Annotated in this window: 23 protein-coding genes and 1 tRNA gene; 9 read left to right on the top strand and 15 right to left on the bottom strand. The window is 70.7% G+C overall.

Annotated elements, in window-relative coordinates:
• Positions 1-228: 228 nt before the first annotated feature.
• Positions 229-1,347, bottom strand: coding sequence for a C40 family peptidase (locus OIE49_RS17020; protein ID WP_326803081.1), 1,119 nt, complete (start codon positions 1,345-1,347; stop codon positions 229-231).
• 200 nt (positions 1,348-1,547) lie between these two features.
• The gene (locus OIE49_RS17015) at positions 1,548-2,333 is read right to left on the bottom strand and encodes an SAM-dependent methyltransferase (protein WP_100569087.1); all 786 of its coding nucleotides are present in this window, start codon (positions 2,331-2,333) and stop codon (positions 1,548-1,550) included.
• A gap of 370 nt (positions 2,334-2,703) precedes the next feature.
• Between OIE49_RS17015 and mshA the strand changes: the two genes are divergently transcribed.
• Together mshA and OIE49_RS17005 are read left to right on the top strand one after the other, a co-directional pair.
• Positions 2,704-4,041: a D-inositol-3-phosphate glycosyltransferase gene (gene mshA / locus OIE49_RS17010; RefSeq protein ID WP_326803080.1), complete on the top strand. Its 1,338-nt coding sequence runs from the start codon at positions 2,704-2,706 to the stop codon at positions 4,039-4,041.
• A complete protein-coding gene (locus tag OIE49_RS17005) occupies positions 4,034-4,561 on the top strand; it encodes a YbjN domain-containing protein (protein WP_326803079.1) in 528 nt (175 codons plus the stop codon). Before mshA ends, OIE49_RS17005 begins: the two co-directional genes overlap by 8 nt.
• A gap of 13 nt (positions 4,562-4,574) precedes the next feature.
• Here the strand turns inward: OIE49_RS17005 and OIE49_RS17000 are convergent, their stop codons facing one another.
• Entirely contained in the window at positions 4,575-5,390 is an 816-nt protein-coding gene (locus tag OIE49_RS17000) for a helix-turn-helix domain-containing protein (RefSeq protein WP_326803078.1), read from the bottom strand.
• Here OIE49_RS17000 and OIE49_RS16995 point away from each other — a divergent pair.
• Positions 5,389-5,817, top strand: coding sequence for a DUF2000 domain-containing protein (locus OIE49_RS16995; protein WP_326803077.1), 429 nt, complete (start codon positions 5,389-5,391; stop codon positions 5,815-5,817). The genes OIE49_RS17000 and OIE49_RS16995 overlap by 2 nt on opposite strands.
• Positions 5,818-5,983: 166 nt before the next feature.
• Here OIE49_RS16995 and OIE49_RS16990 read toward each other — a convergent pair whose 3' ends face one another.
• Positions 5,984-7,246, bottom strand: coding sequence for an MDR family MFS transporter (locus OIE49_RS16990; RefSeq protein ID WP_326803076.1), 1,263 nt, complete (start codon positions 7,244-7,246; stop codon positions 5,984-5,986).
• 186 nt (positions 7,247-7,432) lie between these two features.
• Here OIE49_RS16990 and OIE49_RS16985 point away from each other — a divergent pair, with 186 nt between their 5' ends.
• Positions 7,433-8,194, top strand: a complete 762-nt coding sequence (locus OIE49_RS16985) for a phosphoglyceromutase (RefSeq protein WP_326803075.1) — start codon at positions 7,433-7,435, stop codon at positions 8,192-8,194.
• 205 nt (positions 8,195-8,399) lie between these two features.
• Here OIE49_RS16985 and OIE49_RS16980 read toward each other — a convergent pair whose 3' ends face one another.
• Together OIE49_RS16980 and OIE49_RS16975 are read right to left on the bottom strand one after the other, a co-directional pair.
• Entirely contained in the window at positions 8,400-8,615 is a 216-nt protein-coding gene (locus OIE49_RS16980; RefSeq protein WP_326803074.1) for a hypothetical protein, read from the bottom strand.
• A gap of 266 nt (positions 8,616-8,881) precedes the next feature.
• The gene (locus OIE49_RS16975) at positions 8,882-9,370 is read right to left on the bottom strand and encodes a nuclear transport factor 2 family protein (protein ID WP_326803073.1); all 489 of its coding nucleotides are present in this window, start codon (positions 9,368-9,370) and stop codon (positions 8,882-8,884) included.
• A 203-nt stretch (positions 9,371-9,573) separates the two neighbouring features.
• On the opposite strand from OIE49_RS16975, the gene OIE49_RS16970 reads away from it, so the two are divergent.
• Positions 9,574-10,476: a LysR family transcriptional regulator gene (locus OIE49_RS16970; RefSeq protein ID WP_326803072.1), complete on the top strand. Its 903-nt coding sequence runs from the start codon at positions 9,574-9,576 to the stop codon at positions 10,474-10,476.
• On the opposite strand, the gene OIE49_RS16965 is transcribed toward OIE49_RS16970, so the two are convergent.
• From OIE49_RS16965 to OIE49_RS16950, 4 genes are all read right to left on the bottom strand, one after another.
• Positions 10,424-11,098: a formylglycine-generating enzyme family protein gene (locus tag OIE49_RS16965; RefSeq protein WP_326803071.1), complete on the bottom strand. Its 675-nt coding sequence runs from the start codon at positions 11,096-11,098 to the stop codon at positions 10,424-10,426. The two genes, OIE49_RS16970 and OIE49_RS16965, sit on opposite strands and share 53 nt — an antisense overlap.
• A 211-nt stretch (positions 11,099-11,309) precedes the next feature.
• A complete protein-coding gene (locus tag OIE49_RS16960) occupies positions 11,310-11,537 on the bottom strand; it encodes a hypothetical protein (RefSeq protein ID WP_326803070.1) in 228 nt (75 codons plus the stop codon).
• Positions 11,538-11,706: 169 nt separating this feature from the next.
• The gene (locus OIE49_RS16955; RefSeq protein ID WP_326803069.1) at positions 11,707-11,865 is read right to left on the bottom strand and encodes a hypothetical protein; all 159 of its coding nucleotides are present in this window, start codon (positions 11,863-11,865) and stop codon (positions 11,707-11,709) included.
• 43 nt (positions 11,866-11,908) lie between these two features.
• Positions 11,909-12,994: a glycosyltransferase gene (locus OIE49_RS16950; RefSeq protein WP_326803068.1), complete on the bottom strand. Its 1,086-nt coding sequence runs from the start codon at positions 12,992-12,994 to the stop codon at positions 11,909-11,911.
• A gap of 483 nt (positions 12,995-13,477) precedes the next feature.
• Between OIE49_RS16950 and OIE49_RS16945 the strand changes: the two genes are divergently transcribed.
• Positions 13,478-13,551 (top strand) — tRNA-Met (locus OIE49_RS16945).
• 60 nt (positions 13,552-13,611) lie between these two features.
• Here the strand turns inward: OIE49_RS16945 and OIE49_RS16940 are convergent.
• Together OIE49_RS16940 and OIE49_RS16935 are read right to left on the bottom strand one after the other, a co-directional pair.
• Complete coding sequence (locus OIE49_RS16940) at positions 13,612-14,931, bottom strand: phosphatase PAP2 family protein (RefSeq protein ID WP_326803067.1); 1,320 nt, start codon at positions 14,929-14,931, stop codon at positions 13,612-13,614.
• Between the two features lie 393 nt (positions 14,932-15,324).
• Positions 15,325-18,369, bottom strand: coding sequence for an FG-GAP-like repeat-containing protein (locus OIE49_RS16935; protein WP_326803066.1), 3,045 nt, complete (start codon positions 18,367-18,369; stop codon positions 15,325-15,327).
• Positions 18,370-18,650: 281 nt separating this feature from the next.
• Between OIE49_RS16935 and OIE49_RS16930 the strand changes: the two genes are divergently transcribed.
• Positions 18,651-19,073 carry a hypothetical protein gene (locus tag OIE49_RS16930; RefSeq protein ID WP_326803065.1) on the top strand — a complete coding sequence of 141 codons (423 nt, stop codon included), beginning with the start codon at positions 18,651-18,653 and terminating at the stop codon, positions 19,071-19,073.
• Between the two features lie 81 nt (positions 19,074-19,154).
• Here the strand turns inward: OIE49_RS16930 and OIE49_RS16925 are convergent, their stop codons facing one another.
• The 3 genes from OIE49_RS16925 to phoU form a co-directional block, all read right to left on the bottom strand.
• A complete protein-coding gene (locus OIE49_RS16925) occupies positions 19,155-19,721 on the bottom strand; it encodes a lamin tail domain-containing protein (RefSeq protein WP_326803064.1) in 567 nt (188 codons plus the stop codon).
• A 461-nt stretch (positions 19,722-20,182) separates the two neighbouring features.
• Positions 20,183-20,338: a hypothetical protein gene (locus OIE49_RS16920; protein ID WP_199836638.1), complete on the bottom strand. Its 156-nt coding sequence runs from the start codon at positions 20,336-20,338 to the stop codon at positions 20,183-20,185.
• Between the two features lie 175 nt (positions 20,339-20,513).
• Positions 20,514-21,203 carry a phosphate signaling complex protein PhoU gene (gene phoU / locus OIE49_RS16915; RefSeq protein ID WP_100569071.1) on the bottom strand — a complete coding sequence of 230 codons (690 nt, stop codon included), beginning with the start codon at positions 21,201-21,203 and terminating at the stop codon, positions 20,514-20,516.
• Positions 21,204-21,457: 254 nt separating this feature from the next.
• On the opposite strand from phoU, the gene OIE49_RS16910 reads away from it, so the two are divergent.
• Entirely contained in the window at positions 21,458-22,723 is a 1,266-nt protein-coding gene (locus tag OIE49_RS16910; protein WP_326803063.1) for a sensor histidine kinase, read from the top strand.
• Positions 22,720-23,400, top strand: a complete 681-nt coding sequence (locus tag OIE49_RS16905; RefSeq protein ID WP_010358452.1) for a response regulator transcription factor — start codon at positions 22,720-22,722, stop codon at positions 23,398-23,400. The genes OIE49_RS16910 and OIE49_RS16905 overlap by 4 nt, the downstream gene beginning before the upstream one ends.
• Positions 23,401-23,457 lie beyond the last annotated feature (57 nt).

Raw genomic sequence — 23,457 nt, 5'->3', positions numbered from 1 at the left:
GTGTGAGGCGCGTCGCTCCGGCTTTCGCCCCTGTCATATGCCGCGATCCCTACCGGAGTTGGACAGGGCGCCGCCGGGGCCGGAATGACGAAGGTCACGTCCCCCGTGGGTTTGGTGGCGGCCGGGGGTGCGATCGGTCACGTGGCCGGGGTCACCGGGTTCACCGACGGAGCGGGGAAAGGGGGCGTCCGGCCCGTGGAGGCTCAGTGCGTGCCCCGCCCTGGGGGCTCAGTCCGTGGTGGGCCGTACGACGCCCAGGATCGGCATCGAGCCCGCCCCGGCGAGCGTCACCGTGCGCCCCGGGCGCGGGGCATGGACGATCGTGCCGTCGCCGACGTACATCCCGACATGGCTGGCGTCATCGAAGTAGATGATCAGATCGCCGGGCCGCATGTCCTTGATGTCCACGCGCTCGAGCTGCTGCCACTGCTGCTGGGAGGTGCGCGGGACCGGGTGGCCGGCCGCCGCCCAGGCCTGGGAGGTGAGCCCCGAGCAGTCGTACGTGCGGGGACCCACGGCGCCCCACTGGTACGGCTTGCCGAGCTGGGCCGTGGCGAACTCGACCGCCTTCCTGCCCGACGCGGACGCCCTGCCCTTGAGTTCGTCGAGGATCCCGGTGCTCAGCCAGGCCGACTGCGCCTGGTCGGCGGCCTGCCGCTCCAGTTCGGCGAGGCGCTCGCGCTGCCGCTTCTCCAGCTTGGCCTCGAGCTGCTCGGCCTCCTTGATCCGCTGCTTGATCCGCTTCTTCGCGGCGGCCTTGGCCTTGCGGCCCGCCTCCAGCTCCCGCAAGTGGTCGGCGGCATCGCCCGCGTACAGCTCCAAGTCCTGCTGGGCGCGGGTGGTTTCCTCGATCAGGTTCTTGGTCGCCCGCTGGCTCTGGAGCAACCGGCCTGCCCCGTCGAAGAAGTCCTGCGGGTCGTTGCCCAGCATCAGCTGGACCTCCGGCGGCAGGCCACCCGTGCGGTACTGGGCGCTGGCCGCGGCGCCGGCGCGTTCCTTCAGACCGTCGAGTTTCCGCTGTTCGTCAGCGATCTTCCCGTTCAGGTCCGTGATCTCGGCGGACTGCTTCTTCGCCTTCTCGTCGGCCAGGTTGTAGGCGTCGGTGGCGACGGCCGCGTCGTGGTAGAGCTCGTCCAGCTCGGCGCGGACGGCTTCGAGGTCCTGGTCCGGCGGGAGCGTGACGGAGGGCGGGGACGAAGGCGAGGGCGCGGACGAGGAAGGGGGTGCGGCGGGCGGCGCCGGGTCCGGCAGCGCGCGCGCGAAAGCGGTGCCCGGTGCTCCCAGCAGCGTGACCGCGCAGACCACGGTCACGGCCGCCGCGAGCACGCTGTGCCTGCCCCGTCCCATACTCGCCCCCCAGCTGGTTAACCGTCAGTAACATGCAGACGCTCGGGTGATCGTGCCACGACTCGGCGCAAAGCGACAGAGGTGTGGCGATCTCCCGGCGATCTCCCCGTCTGTGTGACGAACGACCCGCAAAGATCGTTCCCCGCAGGTCACGGCGGTTGCGCGGGCGGTCGTCCGGCCGCCGCGCGGCTGGTCGCCGGTCAGTTCCGCGGCGCCAACGCCCGCCAGTCGATCGTCACTTCGCCCTGCCGCCACCGCGTCGGACCGTCCGTCACCGGCCAGTCGGCCGCCAGGTCGCGCACCGAGCGGATCCAGCGCTGCCGGGCGCCGTAGGAGGCGTACGGCGCCGCGCTCGCCCAGGCGCGGTCGAAATCGCGCAGGAAGGCGTGCACCGGCTCGCCCCGGACATTGCGGTGGATGAGTGCCTTCGGGAGGCGTTCAGCCAGGTCGGACGGTCGGTCCAGAGAGCCGAGCCGGGTGGCGAAGGTCACCGTGCGGGGGCCCTCGGGACCGAGCGCGACCCAGACGTGCCGGCGGCCGATCTCGTCGCAGGTGCCCTCGACCAGCAGCCCTCCGCGCGAGTGCCCGTCCGCCGGGGCGAGCCGCGCGCGCAGTCGCTCCCAGACGGCGGCGACATCTCCCTCGTCGTACTGCCGCAGCACGTTCGCCGCGCGGATGAGGTGGGGGCGCCGCGGGACGGGAACCTCGAAGCCGCCGTGACGGAAGACGAGTCCTTCGCGCTCGTACGGCTTGGCGGCCGTGACCCGGGCCGGTTCGATCTCGACGCCGACCACGCGCGCGCGGGGAGCGGCGGTGCGCAGCCGGGTCAGCAGCTCGACCGCCGTCCAGGGGGCGGCGCCGTAGCCGAGGTCGACCGCCACCGGATCGGCGGCGCGGCGCAGTTCGGCGCCGTGCACGGCCGCGATCCAGCGGTCCATGCGGCGGAGCCGGTTGGGGTTGGTCGTCCCGCGCGTCACCGTTCCCACGACGGGGGTCCCCACTCTCGAGCGAAGCCGAGAGTGGGGGAGGGTCGCTGCGCGGGATGTCATGCATACGAGGGTATGGCGCCCCTCGGCCCGCACGGCACGGACGTACCACCCCCTCCCTCGCGGGCCTGTGCGACGCCGTTCCATCAGGTCGCGTGCGCGTGCGTCGCGCCGTGCTTTTGCGGTACCCGCAGTCCGCCGCGCGCCGGTCGCGCCCGGGCGGCACGCCCACCGGGGTCGAACGGTTGAGCGAGAGTCGGTAATGATTGGGTAAAGGAACCGGGTGCGGAAATGGAGTCGGGGCCTCCGGCGTTGGGTCTTGGAGGGCGCTCGGCGCCCTCGGCATGCCCGTAACGAGGAGGAACGCCACGTGAGCCAGTACGTCAGCAGGCTCGGGCGTCGTTCCCCGACGGCACCCACGCGGCTGCGGCTGCACCGTCGGCCCCGGCGCGTCGCCATGCTCTCCGTGCACACCTCACCGCTCCACCAGCCCGGCACGGGCGACGCCGGCGGCATGAACGTCTACATCGTGGAGCTGGCCCAGCGGCTGGCCGCCCAGGGCGTCGAGGTCGAGGTCTTCACCAGGGCCACCGCGGGGGACCTGCCGCCCGCCGTCGAACTGTCCCCGGGCGTCCTCGTCCGGCACGTCGACGCCGGCCCCTACGAGGGCCTGGCCAAGGAGGACCTGCCCGCCCAGCTCTGCGCCTTCACGCACGGCGTGATGCAGGCCTGGGCCGGCCAACGCCCCGGTCACTACGACCTCGTCCACTCCCACTACTGGCTCTCCGGCCACGTCGGCTGGCTCGCCGCCCAGCGCTGGGGCGTCCCCCTGGTGCACGCCATGCACACCATGGCCAAGGTCAAGAACGCCAGCCTGGCCATGGGCGACACCCCCGAGCCCGCCGCCCGCGTCATCGGCGAGACCCAGATCGTCACCGCCGCCGACCGGCTGATCGCCAACACCGACGAGGAGGCGGGCGAACTCGTACGGCACTACAGCGCCGACCCCGCCAAGGTCGCCGTCGTGCACCCCGGCGTGAACCTCACCCGCTTCCGCCCCGGCGACGGCCGCGCCGCCGCCCGCGCCCGCCTCGGCCTGCCGCAGGACGCCCTGATCCCGCTGTTCGCCGGGCGTATACAGCCGCTCAAGGCCCCCGACGTGCTGCTGAGGGCCGTGGGCGTGCTCCTCGACCGGCGGCCCGAGCTGCGCTCCCGCATCGTCGTACCCGTCGTCGGCGGCCCGAGCGGCAGCGGCCTCGCCAAGCCGGAGGGGCTGCAGAAACTGGCCGCCCGGCTCGGCATCGCCGACGTCGTACGGTTCTGCCCGCCGGTCGGGCAGGACCGGCTGGCCGACTGGTTCCGGGCCGCGTCCGTCCTGGTCATGCCCTCCTACAGCGAGTCCTTCGGCCTCGTCGCGATAGAGGCGCAGGCCACCGGCACCCCGGTCCTCGCCGCCTCGGTCGGCGGGCTGCCGGTGGCCGTACGGGACGGCGAGACCGGATTCCTGGTCCAGGGCCACGACCCGGCCGACTACGCGCACATGCTGAGCCGCTTCGCCGACACCCCGCACCTCGCCGACCGGATGGGCGCCGCCGCCGCCCGGCACGCGCGGTTCTTCGGCTGGGACGCGTCGGCGGCGGCCACGGCCGACGTGTACACGGCCGCGTTGCAGGCCCACCGGCGTCGCGTACGCTCGCCCCATGGGTAGCGCCACGGGTGCCACGGGTGAGGCGGAGCAGCAACGGGCGACGCGGGTCGTCGAGGACGTGCTCAAGGGCGCCGAACTGGAGTGGGAGAGCCCGCGGTCCGGCACCTACGTCGTGAAGCTTCCCGGCACCCGCAAGCTGTCGACCACCCTGTCGATGATCGTCGGCCGGCACTCGCTGTCCCTGAACGCCTTCGTCATCCGCCACCCCGACGAGAACGAGTCCGCCGTCCACCGCTGGCTGCTGGAGCGCAACCTCAAGCTGTACGGCGTGAGTTACGCCGTCGACCAGCTCGGCGACGTCTACGTCACCGGCCGGCTGCCGCTGGCCGCGGTGACCGCCGACGAGGTCGACCGGCTGCTCGGGCAGGTCCTGGAGGCGGCCGACGGCAGCTTCAACACCCTGCTGGAACTCGGCTTCGCCTCGGCGATCCGCCGTGAGTACGCCTGGCGCGTCTCGCGCGGCGAATCGACCCGCAACCTGGAGGCGTTCGCGCACCTGACCCGGCGTCCGGCCGACTGACGCCCGCCTGGCTTCACGTCCCGGGCCTGCCTCGCGAGGTCCCGCGGCCGTACCGCCCCGGAGTCACTCCCACGAGTCTCCTGAAGTGCCGGGTGAGATGGGCCTGGTCGTAGAAGCCGGTCTCGGCGGCCACCTCGGCCGGCTTCCGCCCCGCCAGCAGCAGCCGGCGGGCGCGGTCCACCCGGCGGGACATCAGGTACTGGTGCGGAGCGATGCCGTAGGCACCGCTGAACGCCCGTACCAAATGGGCGGGATGGGCCTGCACCAGGGCCGACGCCTCGTCGAGGGTGACACCCTGCGGCAGCCGCTCGTCGAGCAGTTCGCGCACCTGGCGGGCGAGGGCGGGGTCGCGGCGCGGGGCCCCGACAGCGAGCCGTGGCCGCAGATGCGTGCGCAGCCGTTCACCGATGAGCGTCAGCCGGCTCTCCGCCTCCAGCTCGTCACCGGGCAGCGTGAGCGCGGTGTGCACCTGTCCGACCCGCCGCCGCAGCACCGGATCACGCAGGTCCGGCCCGTCCACGGCCGCCCCGATGAGCTCGTCGCCCAGGTGGGAGGCGTCCAGGTACAGCACCCGCTTGCGGAAGCCGCGCGGGCCGACGGGCGAGCCGTTGTGCGGGACGTGCGGCGGCAGCAGGGACACGGTGTCGTGCGGGGTGCCGTGCTCGTGCCGGTCCAGGTCGTACCGTACGGCGCCGTCGTCCACGATCAGCAGCGTCCACGCCTCGTGCACGTGCATCGGGTAGGCGTACTCGGTGAAGTGCGCGTGGAACACCTCCACGACGCCCGGGACACGCGGGCGCCAGGCGGAGACGTTCCGCTGCGGGGCCATGAACGACGAGCAGCCCATCCGCTTCGACACCAAGATCGCCGTCCTGCTGCGCGAGGACCTGGAGCCCTGGCAGCGCCTGAACGTCACCGCGTTCCTGGTCAGCGGCCTCGGCACGACGGTCCCCGAGGTGATCGGGGAGCCGTACGAGGACGCCGGCGAGGTGCCCTACCTGCCGATGTTCCGCCAGCCGGTGCTGGTCTTCCAGGGCACCAAGGAGACGCTGACGGCGGCGCACGGGCGGGCCCTGTCCCGGTCCCTGCCGCGCGCGGTCTTCACCTCCGACCTGTTCACCACGGGCAACGACCGCGACAACCGGGCCGCGGTCCGGGCCGTGCCGACCGCCGAGCTGGATCTCGTGGGGCTCGCGGTGTACGGCCCGCGCAACGCGGTGGACAAGGTGCTGAAGGGTGCGCGGATGCATCCGTAGAGCGGAGGTATTCGTGGTGCTGAGGTATCCGTAGAGCTGAGGTATCCGTAGAGCGGAGGCGGCACTGGGCGGAGGCGTCCGTGGTGCGGAGACGGCACCGGGCGGAGGCGTCCGTGGTGACGCCGCCGCCAAGTGCCGCCTCCGGCTGGTGACTACTCCCCCCGCCTCACGCGGCGCCGACCTCGGTACGGGGCTCGGCGCGGGATTCCGCGACGGCCGGCCCGGCCTTCGGCAGGCGGTGCATCAGGGCCCAGTAGCCGAGGGCGGCGGCCGTGCCGACGGCCGCGCACATGCCCCACAGCCACTCGGCGCCGAACCGGTCGATGACGGTGCCGGACATCAGGGGCGCGACCAGGGCGGCCACCGACCAGGACAGGGTGTAGACGCCCTGGTAGCGCCCGCGCCCGTGCGCCGGGGAGAGCCGGACGACCAGCCCGGTCTGGGTGGGCGCGTTGATCATCTCGCCGAGCGTCCACACGCACACCGTGAGCGCGAACACGCCCACCGAGCCGGCGAACGCCGTGAGCCCGAATCCGTACCCGGCGAGGAGCGCGGAGACGATCAGCAGCCGTCCGGGGTCCCGATGCTCGATGAAACGGGTGACCGGGATCTGCAGGGCGACGATCAGGAACCCGTTGACGGCGAGGGCCGTGCCGTAGTCGGCGGGCGTGAAGCCGGCCCGGCCCATGGCGATCGGCAGCCCGACCGACCCCTGCTGGAAGACGACCGCGATCAGGAAGGACGTTCCGACGACGCCCATGAACCGCCCGTCCCGCAGGACGGTCCACAGCCGGACGGGGTCGCCGCCGTCGTGGCTCGCGTGCGCGTCCGGAACCGGCCGGGACTCGGGCAGCTTCAGGAAGACGACGATCGCGCAGGCCATCGTCATCGCGGCCTCGATCAGGAAGCCGGCGAGATAGCTGTACTCGGCGATGAAGCCGGCCGCCATGGAGGAGATGGCGAAGCCGAGGTTGACGGCCCAGTAGTTGAGGGAGAAGGCGCGGACCCGGTCCTCGGGCCGCACGATGTCGGCCATCATCGCCTGCACGGCGGGCCGGGAGGCGTTGCTGGCCATGCCGACCAGGAAGGCGACGGCGGCGATGGCGACGGGGTCCCGGACGAACCCGAGCGCCGCGACGGACACGGCGGTGGCGGACTGGGCGACGAGCAGGGTCGGCCGCCGTCCCAGCCGGTCGGCCATCACGCCCCCGGCGAGCGAGGAGACGACCCCTCCGAGCCCGTGCAGCGCGGCGACCAGACCGGCGTACGAGGCGGAGTAGCCGCGGTCCAGGGTCAGGTACAGCGCCATGAACGTGGCGACGAAGGCGCCGAGCCGGTTGACGAGGGTGCTGGTCCACAGCCACCAGAACTCTCGGGGGAGCCCGGAGACGGTCTCGCGGGCGGCGCGTCTGAGACTGGCGACGGACATGGACGACCCCCCGGGGATGTACGCGGATGTAAGCGGCTGAAGCGGCGAGCACAACTTACGTGGCGGCGGCCGTGCAGGACCACTCGATTAACAGAAGCCGTCAACTGTCGGGGCTGCGCCGGGGGCTGCCGTCCGCCTGCTGGGCGCCGGGGCAGGGGCCCGAATGCGTGGATTACGCTCTGAGGCATGGCCGACGCACCGTACAAGCTGATCCTGCTCCGCCACGGCGAGAGCGAGTGGAACGCGAAGAACCTGTTCACCGGCTGGGTGGACGTCAACCTCAACGAGAAGGGCGAGAAGGAGGCGATCCGCGGCGGTGAGCTGCTGAAGGACGCCGGCCTGCTGCCCGACGTGGTCCACACCTCCGTCCAGAAGCGCGCGATCCGCACGGCCCAGCTCGCGCTGGAGGCCGCCGACCGCCACTGGATCCCGGTCCACCGCTCCTGGCGCCTGAACGAGCGCCACTACGGTGCCCTCCAGGGCAAGGACAAGGCCCAGACCCTTCAGGAGTTCGGCGAGGAGCAGTTCATGCTGTGGCGCCGCTCCTACGACACCCCGCCGCCGGCGCTGGACCGCGACGCCGAGTACTCCCAGTTCTCCGACGCGCGCTACGCGAACCTCCCGCCGGAGCTGCGTCCGCAGACGGAGTGCCTGAAGGACGTCGTCGTCCGCATGCTCCCGTACTGGTTCGACTCGGTCGTCCCCGACCTCCTGGCCGGCCGCACGGTCCTGATCGCCGCCCACGGCAACAGCCTGCGCGCGCTGGTCAAGCACCTCGACCAGATCTCGGACGCCGACATCGCGGGCCTCAACATCCCCACCGGCATCCCCCTCTCCTACGAACTCGACGCCGACTTCCGCCCCGTCACCCCGGGCGGCAAGTACCTCGACCCGACCGCCGCGGCAGCCGCCATAGAGGCGGTCAAGAACCAGGGCAAGAAGAAGTAGGGTTTGTGATCGTGCCCCCGACCTGCGCTTATGGCGCGGATCGGGGGCATTTTCGAGTCCATTCAGGAGCTCCCGCCCGCCGCGTGCTTCCGGGCCGACTCGGACCTGGCGTGCCCGACGGGGCGGCACAAGTCCCTGCGGCTCTCCCGGCTACGCTCGCGCGGGAGCGCCCCGCGGCGCGTGGCCGCGGGGCGCCTTGTGGGGTTTAGTCGACCGGCTGCCCGTCGTACTTACCGCCCTTGCAGGGGTTGCCCGGCTCATTGATCATGGGCTTTCCGCCGCCCTCCTCACACTGAGAAGGGGTGACGTAGGAGGGACCACCCTGTGTGGTGGCGGCGGTGGCGGTGGCGGCGCCTGTGAGGCCGAGTCCGGCGAGGGCTGCCGTGGCGATGGCGGCGGCGAGGATTCGTCGAGTGCGCATTCGGTTCCCCTTTCACGGATTGCCTCGGTTGGGGCACTAGTCAGCTTGATCTTCACCAATGTGGGTGGCACGTCTTGTTGCGCCATTCGGGTGACCGGATGGGTGGTCTCTTCGTTGTTCCGGAGGGGGTGGCGTTAGCAGCCTGCCCCATGCTGAGAGCCGTGTTGACCTGCGGAAACACGCCCTTGGTGGTGGACGTCGGCTGGACGGCATCAGGTGCGCGTACACGCGGACGGTCAGGCCGGCGGTGGACCGCGGCCTTCACGTCACACTTCCGGTATGGCCATCGGCATGTCCATCAGGACGTCATGGCGAACGATCTTCCACTCGCCGTTCATACGGCGCAGCCAGGTGTCGTAGTAGCCCGACTCGTACGGCTCCACGGTGCCCTGCGCGCCCAACGCGCCTTCCGTCCAGCCGGTTTCGGGGCGGCGCCGGGCGCGTACCCGGAACACGACGAACTGTGCGTTGAGATGGGCGCTGTCGCCGTCGACCTCGATGATGCAGTCCGAGGTGGTGTGGTGGCTGGAGCCGCCCTCCGGGTGCGGTTCCATGAAGTTCTCGACCGCGTACCGCACGGCCACACCGCCGATCAGAGGCTCGCCGACCGGCTCGTAGGTCCCCTGGCCGGTCTTGGCGTGGATCCGCACGACCGCGTCGTCCGTGAACAACGCGCCCTGTGCCTTGCCGTCGCGCGCGTCCGTGGCACGGACGTAGCGGGCGAGTACCTCCTGCACTTCGCGCTCACTGGTCATGGTTCGGCTCTCCTCGTGTACTGCGTGGCTCGCGGCCCTGCCGCACTGTGGCGGTGCCGCGGCATCGGGGGGTGTGGACGTGGATGGACCGCTGCGGGATCGGGCTCGGGCTTCGGCAGCGGCCCACGCGTTTGCGTTCAGTCGACCAGACCCCGTGTGTTCCCAGCCATGACCGATGTGACATGCGGCGATACCCTGGAGGCATGGATCGCCTGGAGACGCGTGAACTCGTGTACTTCGCGGCAGTGGCTGAGGAACTCCACTTCAGCCGTGCGGCGGAGAACCTGGGCATCACACAGCCGGTGCTCTCGCGTGCCATCGCCCGCCTGGAGCGGCGCATGGGCGTCCGTCTGCTGAACCGGACGAGCCGGCGGGTGGAACTGACGGACGCGGGCCGTACATTCCGCGACGAGTGCCGGCGGCTGCTGCGCCGGCTCGACGTTGCGGTACGGCGCACCCAACGATCCGCCGATACGCCCCGCTTCGTCGTTGCCGTCCGCCCCGGAACCGGTAGCGGGCTGCTTTCGGAGCTGCTGCGTCAGTACAGCGGGCCCGCGCCCGAGCTGATCTTCACGCACGACCGTGCGGGCGCGGTGCGCGACGGGCTCGCGGATGCGGCCCTGGTGTGCGTCGGCAGTGAGGACCTGACAGGCCTGAGCGGCATTGAGGTGGGCGAGGAACTCCCGGTCGCGTTGCTGCCCGGAGACCACCACCTGGCGGGTCGGGCGGAGGTTGCCGTCGTTGACCTCCAGGGTGAGCCGGGCTACCGCGCCCACTGTCCGGAGGCCGGACTTGACGAGATCATGGACCGGGTCGCCCTCGGCCGTCTTGTGACCGTGGTCGGGTCGGCGGTGGCCGACCGCCTGCCCGGCGATGTCGCGGCCGTGCCGGTGACCGACCTGCCGCCCACCACGCTGGCGTTTTGCTGGGCGCGCGGGACGCAGAACCAGAGTCTGTCGGCGCTGGCGGACACCCTGGCCGCGGGGAAAACCGGTGAGCATCCCGGAAACGCGGCCTTCCGAACTGGCGACGCGGCTGGACGTCAGGCTGTGCTCAGTACGCCCCCTGACCGGTTGGCACAGGTGCGACCGGACGGACCGCGGTGAAGTCCGGGAGCTCGTAGCGGGTGGCGGAGAGCAACAGCAGCCACTCGTCGCAGCCCTGCCACGGATGGAGGTCGCCGGCGCCGCCGCGCACCACCCGTGGTCCGTCCCCGGTGCGAGGGCGTGCGTCCACCGGCGCGTTCGTGAAATCCGGGATCCACACGTCAGCGCAGATTTCGTTCGCCGACCCCATCGCCGCCAGCCCGAAGGCGTTCTCAGCCGCGGCGGTGCGCTCCTCGTCGGCGAAGTCGTCGAGCACCTGGTCCTCGTCCGGCCTCTCGTCCCCGTGGAAGGTCAGAGTGTTCGTGCCTGCCCGGGCCGCGTACTCCCACTCCGCCTCGCTGGGCAGCCGGAATGGCAACGTCCCCAGGAGATCGTCCAAGTCGTCCTCGAACCGGGCCGTGCTCGAAGCCGAGTCGGTGAAGCTGTCCTCGTACTCGGGCAGCCAGTGCCGTACTTGCGCCACCGTGAGCGGATGCCGGGCGATCAGGAATGGCTCGACCCGCACCTCTCGCACCGGCCTGGCTCGGACAGCACCGGCGAAGAACGCTTCGAGGTCGTCATCCGAGCCGTCGGCCCGCTCGATGGCACGAACGGCGTCCAGTTCCGCGTCGGACAAGCCCATTCGGAGCGTCCCACCGGGAACAGCCCGGAAGACCACTCCGGAGGGGGCGTGCCGCCAAGCCGGCCGTCCGGCCACGATCTCCTGAGCCCACATGCTGCCGGACGCTAGCAGCTGGGCATTCCGGATGACTGAGGTGATCCGGATTCCATCGCGCGGCAACAGGGCCACGTGTCCGGCCGACGCACCAGTCGATGACGGCAGTCTCAGACACCTACAGGAAGAGTCGGACCGTCTCTCCGACGAGCGGGTACAGCGAGAGCACGATGAAGACCCAGCCGACCAGCCGTGTGACCCCTCCGTAGCGTTGCTCCGCGGCCTCGGACGGTCGTCCCGTCCGAGGCTGATAGAAGCGGCTCCGAAACCCTCGGTAGTCCCGGACGATGGCTGTCCCCAGCGCAACGAATGGGACGGCGAAGGCAAGGGATATGAACCAGTCCATGTCCGCACGGTAGTTGAGGCAGCGCCATGTCCTCGTGGACCCATGCCAGACCCGTGCCAGGTCGTATTGATCAAGCCCCCTGCCTGCGGGTTCTCCGCTGTCAGGGGGCTTGATGCTGTGCTGGGGGCGTTGGATCGGACCTTCGTGGACCGTGTTGCCCGCTTCGCGGCTACGTGCGGTTCGCGCCCCGAGGCACGATCCGCATCACGGCGGTTCCCAGGGCCACCAGGGCGAAGGCCGCCAGGCCCAGCCACACGCTGGTCGTCAGTCCGATACCGGTAGAGGCCAACGCCCCACCGCCCACAGTCGTCGCAGGGTTGTTGTACATGGGTCCCTCCCAAATGATCTCTGACAGTTTCTGAAGCGACCCGCTACCAGGCGCGCTCACGGCGGAACACGGAGTCCAGGTACGCCTTGGTGTGGCAGGCCTGGAGCAGGAAGTCGAAGAAGAGCTCGTACATGGACGCGGCGAGCAGCATCCGTTTCCAGCCGCGCTCCCGCACGGTCACAACCCGCTCGATCACGAAGACGAGCGATACCCAGAGCCAGAACTCGTGCGGGCGGAACGAGTGCAGGGCCAGGGAGTAGGCGATGGTCGACAGGTAGACGACGGTCACGAGGACGCCGGCCATGCTCAGGAGCTGACGGCCCCAGTAGCGCCACGTGATGTGCGTCAGGCCGTACTGGACACAGTTCTCCACCGCTCCCCGCTTCCAGCGCAGTCGCTGGTCCCACAGGGCCTTCCAGGTCAGCATGACCTCGGTGGTGAGCGTGCAGCCCTGCGGTGAGAGCACCTGATGGCCCAGGTGCAGCACCGCGAAGGTCAGTTCGTTGTCCTCGGTGAGCACCGAGGTGTCGTAGATGCCCCCGATCCCGTCCCCGGCCGGGAGGCGGCCCGTCAGGCGGGCCCGGGAGATCTGGCGCAGCACCTGCACCCGGAACATGGCCGCCGTGCCGGTGAGCACCAGGCACTTGCCGCCCAGTCGCTTCACGTCCCGCGAGTAGCGGGCGTACTCGTTGCGCTGGAGGTGGCCCACGAAGCCCCCGCCGGGCCCTCCCCGGAAGGTGCCGCCCACGCCCCCGTAGCCCTTCGCGAGATGCTCGACCCCACAGGCCACGAAGCCGGGGTCCAGGGCGCTGTCCGCGTCCGTCACGAGAACCACGTCGTCGTCGTGCAGACCGGGCAGCAGCTCGGCCAGGACCTGGTTCAGGCCCCCGGCCTTCTTGTGCCGGTTGCCCCGGGTCTCGAAGACCTCGGCCCTCAGGGAGTCCGCGATGGCCACGGTGGCGTCGGTGCAGTTGTCCGCGACGACGATGACCCGCTGCGGGGGCACGGTCTGTCCGTACAGCCCCTGGATGGAGTCCGCGATGGCGTCGGCCTCGTTGTGGGCCGGTATCAGGGCGATCACGTCGCGGATCGCGGCGGGCGTCAGGCCCGATCTTCGATGCTTCCCCATGGGTGCCTCTTGTGGGTCCTTCTGAGATGGAATCGGCGGGGCTCGAAAAGGGAGGAGGCGGCCGGTTCACGCCTCCGGGACTGCCGCGTACGCGACGGTGGACAGACCGGTGGCCGCAAGTCCGCACATGACGTTCCCCCTCGACTTCATTGCGGGTGGGGCAGATCACGGTCGTACCGACCGGTCGACCGGATAGCCCCACCCGCATCCCCCGCGAAGTTTTCACATGATCTTCACATGGCGCCCGACAAACCGTACTGCCGCGGGCGGTTTCCGTAATGGGTGGCGCTGCGAGTCGGGTTGAGGGAGGGATCGAGCCGACTACCGCAAAGTGGGACGCACGTGCACAGTTGTCCCACCTTCAATCACTTTTTGAGTGACAGATGTCACGCCCGGCGCTCGCGGTCCCATGCCCGGCATGCCCAACCGCGCAGGCCCCTGTTCGGCATCCGCTTCCGAGTCGGGTACTGTTGCTCATGCCGACGCGGGGTGGAGCAGCTCGGTAGCTCGCTGGGCTCATAACCCAGAGGTCGCAGGTTCAAATCCTGTCCCCGCTACTACGTGAAAGGGCCCGGTCTCCGGGCCCTTTCGCATTCCGTCACGCGGTGCGACAGCCTTCAGATCGGTTCCGGTTGCGGTTCCGGGCGTCGTGCTGGTGCGGGCCTCGGGTCCCATGCCGTGGTGGTCCGTACGTAGCCGTAGATCACTGAGGCCATCGCGAGGATGAGCAGGGGGCCGGACAGCCACGGGTGCTCGGCCATCGTCAACGGCAGGAAGCGGTAGGACACCAGCAGCGCGGCGAAGACCGCCGCGCCGTACGCGGCCAGCCGGATCCCCGATCGGTCCCAGCCGCGGTCGAACGCCCGCAGGGCCGCCTCGATCGTGAGGACGAAGACCACGCCGGCTATGAGATCCACGCCGTAGTGGTAGCCGAAGCCCAGCGTCGCGGTGAGCGTGGCGACCAGCCAGAACGTGCCCGCGTACCGCAGGACGCGCGGGCCCTTCCGGGAATGGATGAAGATCGCGGCGGCCCACGCCGTGTGCAGGCTGGGCATGCAGTTCCGCGGAGTGATCTCGTCGAACTGCATCGGGTGCGGGGCGTCGATCAGCGACGGCGTCTGCGGCCACAGGTCGCCCACCGCCCAGTGCCCGCTGGACGGAATGTCCGGCGACCACAGGCTGACCGACGACCAGTAGTCGGTGCCGGTTCCGTAGGCGAAGATCGGCCCGACCACCGGGAAGATCAGGTAGAAGGCCGGCCCGAGAAGGCCGATCACGAGGAAGCTGCGCACCAGGTGATGGCCCGGGAAGCGGCGTTCGACCGCCACGCCGCGCAGTTGGTACAGCGCGACGGCGACCGCGGCCACCGCGAGCTGACCGTAGACGATGTCGAGGAAATTGAAGCCGAAGGGGCCGGTGGCCGTGACGATCCGGCCCACCAGCCACGACGGGTTGCCCAGCGCGTGATCGGCTGTCGCCACGTACTGGTCGAGCACCGCCGGGCGGGTCTTCGAGGTGATGAGCAGCCATGTGTCGCCGGTCTTGCGGCCGGCCACCAGCAGCAGGCCCAGCCCGACGCCCTTCAGCAGCAGGACACGTTCTGCGCCGGTGCGGCGGGTGACGGCGACGACCGCGCAGCACAGAATCACCCACAACGCCCCGTTGCCGAAGGGGTGGCCGCCGGTCGTCCTGACGTCCAACGCCCACCGGACCAGCGAGAAGGCGATGTCGATGCCGACCGCCGCGGTCACCGCGACGAACCGTTCCCGCCAGGTCAGGACCACCATCATCAACGCCATGGCGGCGTACAGCAGGCCGCCCGACTTGGGGGGGACCACCAGCTCCCGCACCTGGCTGGTGAGGGGTCCCGGCAGGCCGTAGTGACGCGCGGCGAACTCCAGCACGATGAGGAATCCGAGGGCCGCGACACCCGTCACGGCCCAGAGTCCCGCCCGTGATCGAAGCAGGTCCGGTATGTGTCTGGGCGGAGCGGTCACTTCGCCCGCAATCCCGATACGTCTCCCAAAGCCCCGAGACACGTCATACCCCCTCGTCCGCCCCTGCACGCCGTCCGTGCCCTTGGTGTGCCCTTCAGAGCGGACGGCCACAGTCAGTAGCGGTGCCCCAGGCCCTCACCGGGGAGCGAAGCACAGCGGATCTGAGCAGGTCAATAGCCATGCGGGCACGCAAACGCCGTCGCCGGCCCGGCCCGGGGCGGCAGCCGGGCCACGGTGGCCGGCGGGCGGCGGGCAACACGGCGGCCCCTGACCGTAGTTCCTGGTCAGGGGCTGTTCACATGCGCGGAAGGTGTGGGGTGAGAGCCCGCGGTCTCAGGACAGCGCCTTGTAACCCTTCCAACCGGTGGCGATCTTCGTGCGCGCGCCGAAGGACCCCTTGCCGTTGCCGTTGTAGCGCCACAGGCTGCCGGAGGTGTCGCGGGCGACGAGGTCGGCCTTCCCGTCGCCGGTGATGTCCCCGACGCCGACGACGGCGTTGTAGGAGGCTCCCCAGTTCTTGGCCACCTTCACCCGGGCCTTGAACTTGCCCTTGCCGGTGCCGTTGTAGCGCCAGAGCTGGTTGGACTTGTCCTGGACGAGCAGGTCGCCGTGGCCGTCACCGTTCAGGTCGCCCGCGCCCACGATCTTCTTGTATCCGGTCCACCGGGAGTAGAGCTTGGTGCGCGCCGAGAGCTTGCCGGTGCTCGTCCCCTTGAAGAGGTAGACGTCCCCGGTCGACGCCTTGCGCGCGATCAGGTCCGCCCGTCCGTCGCCCGTGACGTCCCCCGGCGAGGTCAGGATGTCGTACTGGTTCCAGCCCGAGCCGAGGGAGGTGTACGGCGTCGACGGCGTCAGCGCCTTGCCGCACCCCGGCTTGTACGCGCGCAGGGCACCGCTGCTGAGCCGCACGAGCACGTCGTTGCACCGGTCGCCGTTCAGATCGCCGTACGGGATCGCCTTGACGGTCTTCGGCCAGCCGGAACCGGAGGTCTTGGCGGTGAACTTCCCGGCGCCGTTGCTTCGTTGGTAGGTCAGAGCGCCCGAACCGTTCAGCGTCAGCAGCTCGCCGAAGCCGTCGGAGCCGACGAAGTCCCGGTGCACGGCGGCGCCGCCGCTGAGCTTCAGCGTTCCGGACCTGGTCAGGGCCTTGCCCGTCCCGTCGGCAGGTGCGGCGGTCAACGTCCAGGTGTAGGCGCCGTTGGGCACCAGCCGACCGGAGCCGTCCTTGCCGTTCCATGCCGTGGCCACCAGGCCGCGCGCCAGGCCGCCGGAGAGGGTGCGGACGGCCTTGCCGGTGGCCTTGTGCTTGATCACGAGCTGCCAGGAGGCGGCCGGCTTGTTCAGCCGCCACTTCGGGCTCCACTGCCCGGTTCCTCCCTTGACGTCCACCGAGGCGGCGACGGTGGCGTCGAACTGGACGAGGGGCGAGACGGGGACACCACTGGGGATGAGGTGGATGCCCTTGGCGCCCTGCTGGGCGATCACACCGGTGTAGGGGTCGACGTCCCAGGGACCCCACTCGAACTTCCCGACTGTGTGCGACACGGGGGTCCCGCCGCGAACGTCGGTGACCTTCAGGTTCCCGTCCGACTCCATCGCGACGAAGCCGTCACCGAGCTTCGCCTGCGACCAGTCGCCGGAGACGAGCGTGAGGTTCTTCTTCGTGGTGGTGTCGTAGACGCCCTGGCCCGTGAGGGAGCCCACGCAGGTCCACAGCAGCCATCGCCCGACTGCCTGGAAGTCGTCCAGCAGGCACCCGCGCCCGAGCAGCACCTCGTCGCCCCGCCGTCCGGTCAGCACGTCGACGGGGACCACCGCGTCGTTGCCGGATCTCACCCAGAGGGTGGTGCCCCACATCGCCTCGATGTTCTCCTTCGTGGTGAACACCGTGCGCCCGGTGTCGAGGTCGACGACCCGGGTCTCCGACCCGGAGCTGGTGTAAGGAGTCCTCAGGGCGGCGAAACGGCCGCTGACGGCCTCCACGAACTGGTAGGTACGGGAGCTGTCGATCCGGGTGCCGGGCAGCGACCGGGTGGGCCCCAGGAGGTGGGGCTGCTCGGCGGCGGAGGTGCCGGGGCCCCAGACGACCGTCCGGCCGTCACCGGTGTCGTCGAGGCGCGGGCGGCCCGCCGTGTAGTTCTCCGGCACCACGCGGCCGCGGTTGGTGAGCGCCCCGACGGTGGGGGATCCGGCCACACCGATGTCGCGGGTGCGGAGATACGTCCACTCCTGCGAGCGATCCGTCTCCACGGTGGTCAACCGCCCTTGTGTCAGGGTCAGCTGGGAGACGTCGTCGACCCTCTGCCAGGGGTACGCGTCGGCGATCCTGCGTACCGTCACGCCGCCGCCGACGGCGGGTTCGACGAGGGAGACGCCCCACTGGTCCGTGCCGGGGCCGCCCGGCACCAGGAGCCCGCCGCCCGGAGTCGGCACGGCACGCCACGACGACCTGGCCAGAAGCGTCTTCCCCGGGGAGCCGTCGAGGGGTACGGACTCGACCCTCCACACCGGCAGGCTGTAATTGAGGGGACCCAGGGCGGAGTCGTAGCGCGAGACGACGAGGGTGTCGCCGACCATGCCCAGCACCTGCCCGACGTCGCGCACCGGGACCGTCCGCGGGGTGGCGGTCAGGTCACGGCGGGAGGCGATGTGGGCGGTCCCCTCGTCCCACCACAGCAGGTGTGTGGCGGTGAGGGCGATGAACGGGTACCCCGCGCTCACGGTGTACGGCAGCGCGATCAGCCGGCCCTGGTCGAGGTCGAGCCAGCCGGTGAACGACTCGCGGTCGACCCGCCAGCTCACGAGCTGTCCGTGCGCGTCGCCCAGCGCCGCGTTGCGCTCGTTGAGAATGTAGATGCCCTGGGGTACGCCCTCCACCGTGCGGTCGGTGACGGAGCCGTCGTCCCGGACGTCCAGCAGGTGCCACGTGACGTCGCTGCCCTGGGTCCCCGCCAGCGTCACGACCGTCGATCCGAGGGTGGCCCGGTACTCGTGGCGTGCGGGAAGCGCGATCGTGCGGGACCGGCCGGACCGCATGTCCCGCAGTGTCACCACACGGTCGGACTCGTCGTAGGAGGCGACGACGTCCGAGCCCGCGCCGAATTCCGGGAGGCCGAACACGCCCGTGGCGGACGCGTCGACGACCGTGTCGACGCCGTCGTAGGTCGTCCACAGGTGGCCGCGCCCGTACTCGTGGCGGAGGAAACCGGAGGGCCCCGCGCTCAGCAGGCTCGTCTCGGGAAGCATGGCCGTGGTGGCGGGGACGATCACCTCTCCCGCGACCGTTTCACCTTGCGCGGTACCGACCGCCGGCGAGCCGAGGCCCATGGCGAGCGTGAGGGAAACGGCGGCGCCGCGTATGAGCGCACGTCTGGCCATGCGGGTCAGCTCCAGGAATGGCAGGCGAAGACTCGGGAGGCTTGTGCAGCGCGCGACTGAGCCGCAGGTCATGAACCTGCGTCGGCTGATGTTCGTCCCCCCGGGCGAGTGGCCGGATCGTAGCATTCGCCCTGCTCACGACCGTGGTTGGGGAAGTCGGCCCGCAGTCGGCGTGTTGCGTCGGACGGCAACTCCCCGACAGGCAGAAGGGCTTCGCGAGGGGTGGGCTAGCGTCCGGGCGTATGGAGAGAAGTCGGGTGGGGTATTGGCCGGTTGCTTTCGTGGCTGTTCTGGGGTTGTTGGTGGTGGGGTTGCCCGCGGTGTACTTCCTGACCTCCTATGGCTGTGGCGCGGACGAGGACCGGCTTGCCGAGGTCATGGCGGGTGCGGCGGTGCTGGGTACGGCACCGGAAGGGGCTGATCCCACGGGCCGGTACCGGAGTTGTGACGACGACGATCGCTTCGTGGTCGTCGGTGCGGAGTACCGGTACGGCGGGTCCTCCGAGGGTGCCCTGGCCCACTATCGGGAGGCCGCCCGGGCGGACGGCTGGCGGCCGAGGAGCGCCGCCAAGGGGGGAACGGTGCCCGGTTGTTTCACCAAGTCGATGGGTGGGACGACCGCCTACCTGGGCATAGAGGGTCCCGACGACGGTCTGCTCCAGGTGGCGATCGTCGCGGACCACGCGGGTTCGCAGTGGTGTTGAGGGGCTGACCTGCGCCCGCACGACGACGCCCCCTGCCGGCGGGAAATCCGCCGGCAGGGGGCCGCAGGGGTGTGCCTGGTGTCAGTGGCGGCCGCCGCGGTTGTCGCGGTCGTGGTGGTTGTCGCGGTCATGGTGGTTGTCGCGGGGGGTGTCGCGGGGGTCGCGGGGGTCACGGTCGTCGCGACGGGTGTCGTTCCAGGTGGTGATGTCCACCACGCGGCCCCGCTCGTTGCGCAGGGTGGCGGTGTCGCGGCGGTCCCAGATCTCGTTGCGGCGGTCCTGGAACAGGTCCGTGCGGCTGTCGCGGCCGATACCGGTGTGGACCCGGACCGTGGCGCGGCCGTTGAGCCGGAAGTGACGGAAGGTGTAGGTGTGGCCGTGCTTGTCGGACAGCGTCCAGCCGCTCAGATTGGCGTTCTGGCGGCTGTTGTTCGTGATCGCCACCCACTCCTCGTTCAGGGCGCGGTTGGAGCGGTGGTCGCGGCCCTCGGAGCCGAGGTGCACGCCGCTGATCACCACGTTCTCGCGGTGCGAGCGCGGGGCGTGGTCGGCTGCGGACGCCGGCAGCGTCGCCGTACCGACCAGTGCTCCGGCAACGGCGGCCGCGGCGGCCAGACGACGAGCGGTCACAGAAACGGAAACGGACACAGGCTCTCCCTGCTTGGTGCGAGCACACTCCGCCCGCGGGGACGAGCCGCGCGGGAAGGTGTGCGCTGTACGGTGGCGGCCGGCTGGCCGCGCCCTCATACCTTGTCCGTCGATTCCGGGACATGGGGGTGATTCCCGACCGGTGTTACAGAGTGCCCATATTTCCGTGACGGTTGACTGTAGGGCTCATTCAGGCGCCGAACACGAGCGGTTGACGGCCCGTCGGCGGGAAGGTCCTTGCGGGCACTGAGCCCCCGTGCGCGCTCGCCATGGCACGCCACCCCGGCCGCCGCGCGCCCGTCACTCCCCCGTGGGTAACAGCCGGCCACCCGTACCGGCGCCCGTACGTACGGCACCCGTACATACGCCGCAGGGCCCCGGTGGAGTACCGGGGCCCTGCGATCACCGCGGCGGCCTGCGCCGTGGTGCGGTTGTGGACGAACTCGGTGGGCGGCGGCCCGTCAGCCGCACTGGCAGGGGCCGCCCGACTGGCAGCCGCAGCCGCAGCCCGAGCCGCAGCCGCAGGCGCCGAAGAGCGGGAGGCTCTTGATCTCGGCGGGCTGCTCGGTCTCGCGTTCCTGCGTGGGGTCGGGCGTGGTGCTGGGGGATTCGGCCATGGGTCCCTCCTCGAGACTGGTGCCTTTGCCCATTTCATGCCCGCTGCCCTGGGCGCATCAACGGCGCACGGTGGCTCGTACGCGCCTCAGCGTCCCGGCGCCTGCGGCGTCGTAGAGCCCCAGCGCCCTGGCACCTGCGGCGTCGCAGAGCCCCAGCACTCCGGCGCCCCGGCCGTCAGGCCCCCTCCACCCCCGTCACCGGCTTGATGTCCTGCTGGAGTTCGTCCGCGTGCTCGCCGGTCACCAGGTACACCACCCGCTTGGCGACCGCGACCGCGTGGTCGGCGTACCGCTCGTAGTAGCGGCCGAGCAGGGTGACGTCCACGGCCGTCTCGATGCCGTGCTGCCAGCGGTCGTCGATCAGGTGCGTGAAGAGGGTGCGGTGCAGCAGGTCCATCTCGTCGTCGTCCTGCTCCAGCTGGAGGGCCAGGTCGACGTCCTTGGTCACGATCACCTCGGCCGCCTTCGCCATCAGGCGCTGGGCCAGCTGTCCCATCTCCAGGATGGTGGCGTGCAGGTCCTGCGGGACCGCGCGCTGCGGGAAGCGCAGCCGGGCGAGCTTGGCCACGTGCTGGGCCAGGTCGCCCGAACGCTCCAGGTCGGCGGACATCCGCAGGGACGTCACGACGATCCTGAGATCCGTCGCCACCGGCTGCTGCCTGGCCAGCAGGGCTATCGCCCGGGCCTCCAGGTCGTGCTGGATTTCGTCGACCCGCTGGTCGGCCTCGATCACGCTCTCGGCCAGCTTCAGATCGGAGTCCAGGATGGCGGTCGTGGCGCGCCCGATCGCCGACCCGACCAGCCGGGCCATCTCCACCAGACCGTCGCCGATCGAGTCAAGTTCCTCGTGGTACGCGTCCCGCATCAGGGTTCCCTCTCGTGCGTCGTCGTTCAGGGGGTTCGTAGGGGTTTTTCCGGGGCCTGGGGCCGCGGCGGAGCCTGGGGTGCGAACCCCACGCTCCCACGGTCCGGGCCGTACGCGTCCGTTTCCGTCACCCCAAATGAACCATCCCTGGCTGCAAGGTGAACTCTGGGCGACGAGTGTCCGAGGTCGCACCTGGACGGCTGTGGTCCGGTCCTGTCCCGTGCCTAACCTGGACGCATGGACGTGAACGACGCATGGACGTGAACGCGGCGGTCGCCGCAGCGGCAGCGATCGCCGGAGTGCTCACCGGCGTCATCGCCATGCTGGCGTTCCGCTGGAGCGAGCGCGAGCAGAGGCGCCCGACCCGTACTTCCCTGCACACCGACCCGGTCCTGCCACCGGGTGTGGACACCGTCCTCTCCGTACTGCGCTCCTCGGCGGTCGTCCTCGACGAGGCCGACGCCGTGGTCAAGGCCAGCTCGGCAGCCTACGCCCTCGGACTGGTCCGCGGCGGCACGCTGGCCGTGGAGCCGATGCTCCAGATGGCCCGGGACACCCGGAGGGACGGAGAGATACGGCAGGTCGAGCTGGACCTGCCGCGGCGCGGCACCGGACGCGGCGAGGCCCTCGCCGTCTCCGCGCGCGTCGCGCCGCTGGGCTCCCGGCTGGTGCTGCTCCTGGTGGAGGACCTGACCGAGGCCCGCCGCATCGAGGCCGTACGACGCGACTTCGTCGCCAATGTGAGCCACGAGCTGAAGACCCCGGTCGGCGCGCTCTCCCTGTTGTCCGAGGCCGTCATGGACGCCTCCGACGACCCGGAGGCCGTGGAGCGCTTCGCCGGGCGCATGCAGATCGAGGCGACCCGGCTCACCAACCTGGTGCAGGAGCTCATCGACCTCTCCCGGGTGCAGAACGACGACCCGCTGGAGGACGCCGAGCCGGTCCGGGTGGACGAGCTGGTGGCCGAGGCCGTCGACCGCTGCCGCCACCAGGCCGGGACCAAGCAGATCACGATGGCCGCCGGAGGCACCGCCGACCTGCGGGTGTGGGGCAACCGGGGCCAGCTCGCCGCGGCGCTCGGCAACCTCGTGGAGAACGCCGTCAACTACTCCCCGTCCCGCACCCGCGTCGGCATCGCCGCCCGCCGGGTGCGGGTGCCCGGCGGGGACCTCATCGAGATCGCCGTCACCGACCAGGGCATCGGCATCTCGGACAAGGACAAGGAGCGCATCTTCGAGCGCTTCTACCGCGTCGACCCGGCCCGGTCGCGTGCCACGGGGGGCACCGGCCTGGGTCTGGCGATCGTGAAGCACGTGGTCGCCTCGCACGGCGGGGAGATCACTCTGTGGAGCGCCGAGGGACAGGGCTCCACCTTCACACTGCGGTTGCCGGAGGCGGCCGTGGCCCGAGAGGCCCGCGACCGCGCACAGCAGCATCCCGCCCTCGACGAGGAGGCCGGGCAGGCAGTCAACGAACAATCCCCTTACGAACCGCTTCCCGCCCCGGAGGTCCTTCCGTGACCCGAGTGCTCGTCGTCGAGGACGAGGAGTCCTTCTCCGACGCCCTTTCGTACATGCTCCGCAAGGAGGGCTTCGAGGTCGCCGTCGCGGCCACCGGGCCCGACGGACTCGACGAGTTCGAGCGCAACGGCGCCGACCTCGTCCTCCTCGATCTGATGCTGCCGGGCCTGCCCGGCACGGAGGTGTGCCGTCAGCTCCGCGGCCGCTCCAACGTTCCCGTGATCATGGTGACCGCCAAGGACAGCGAGATCGACAAGGTCGTCGGCCTGGAGATAGGCGCGGACGACTACGTCACCAAGCCGTTCTCCTCCCGCGAGCTGGTCGCCCGCATCCGCGCGGTGCTGCGCCGGCGCGGTGAGCCGGAGGAGGTCACTCCGGCGGCCCTGGAGGCCGGGCCGGTCCGTATGGACGTCGACCGGCACGTCGTCACGGTCTCCGGCTCCAAGGTCGACCTCCCGCTCAAGGAGTTCGACCTGCTGGAGATGCTGCTGCGCAACGCCGGCCGGGTCCTGACCCGGATGCAGCTCATCGACCGCGTCTGGGGTGCCGACTACGTGGGCGACACCAAGACGCTGGACGTCCACGTCAAGCGCCTGCGCGCGAAGATCGAGCCGGACCCGGGCGCCCCGCGCTATCTGGTGACGGTCCGGGGGCTCGGTTACAAGTTCGAGCCGTAGACCGGCGCGGGCCGCGCCGCACGCACCGGTCCCTGCCGCCGCGACATGCGACAAGGG

It is taken from the genome of Streptomyces sp. NBC_01788 (assembly GCF_035917575.1).
Taxonomy (GTDB): domain Bacteria; phylum Actinomycetota; class Actinomycetes; order Streptomycetales; family Streptomycetaceae; genus Streptomyces.
Note: the sequence above shows the minus strand (reverse complement) of the source record. Positions and strands in the feature narration are given on the sequence as shown.

Coding starts and splice junctions, on each gene's coding strand:
- OIE49_RS17020 (WP_326803081.1), bottom strand. CDS start 1,347: ATGGGACGGGGCAGGCACAGCGTGCTCGCGGCGGCCGTGACCGTGGTC.
- OIE49_RS17005 (WP_326803079.1), top strand. CDS start 4,034: ATGGGTAGCGCCACGGGTGCCACGGGTGAGGCGGAGCAGCAACGGGCG.
- OIE49_RS16995 (WP_326803077.1), top strand. CDS start 5,389: ATGAACGACGAGCAGCCCATCCGCTTCGACACCAAGATCGCCGTCCTG.
- OIE49_RS17000 (WP_326803078.1), bottom strand. CDS start 5,390: ATGGCCCCGCAGCGGAACGTCTCCGCCTGGCGCCCGCGTGTCCCGGGC.
- OIE49_RS16990 (WP_326803076.1), bottom strand. CDS start 7,246: ATGTCCGTCGCCAGTCTCAGACGCGCCGCCCGCGAGACCGTCTCCGGG.
- OIE49_RS16985 (WP_326803075.1), top strand. CDS start 7,433: ATGGCCGACGCACCGTACAAGCTGATCCTGCTCCGCCACGGCGAGAGC.
- OIE49_RS16980 (WP_326803074.1), bottom strand. CDS start 8,615: ATGCGCACTCGACGAATCCTCGCCGCCGCCATCGCCACGGCAGCCCTC.
- OIE49_RS16975 (WP_326803073.1), bottom strand. CDS start 9,370: ATGACCAGTGAGCGCGAAGTGCAGGAGGTACTCGCCCGCTACGTCCGT.
- OIE49_RS16970 (WP_326803072.1), top strand. CDS start 9,574: ATGGATCGCCTGGAGACGCGTGAACTCGTGTACTTCGCGGCAGTGGCT.
- OIE49_RS16965 (WP_326803071.1), bottom strand. CDS start 11,098: ATGGGCTTGTCCGACGCGGAACTGGACGCCGTTCGTGCCATCGAGCGG.
- OIE49_RS16960 (WP_326803070.1), bottom strand. CDS start 11,537: ATGGACTGGTTCATATCCCTTGCCTTCGCCGTCCCATTCGTTGCGCTG.
- OIE49_RS16955 (WP_326803069.1), bottom strand. CDS start 11,865: ATGTACAACAACCCTGCGACGACTGTGGGCGGTGGGGCGTTGGCCTCT.
- OIE49_RS16950 (WP_326803068.1), bottom strand. CDS start 12,994: ATGGGGAAGCATCGAAGATCGGGCCTGACGCCCGCCGCGATCCGCGAC.
- OIE49_RS16935 (WP_326803066.1), bottom strand. CDS start 18,369: ATGGCCAGACGTGCGCTCATACGCGGCGCCGCCGTTTCCCTCACGCTC.
- OIE49_RS16920 (WP_199836638.1), bottom strand. CDS start 20,338: ATGGCCGAATCCCCCAGCACCACGCCCGACCCCACGCAGGAACGCGAG.
- phoU (WP_100569071.1), bottom strand. CDS start 21,203: ATGCGGGACGCGTACCACGAGGAACTTGACTCGATCGGCGACGGTCTG.
- OIE49_RS16910 (WP_326803063.1), top strand. CDS start 21,458: ATGGACGTGAACGCGGCGGTCGCCGCAGCGGCAGCGATCGCCGGAGTG.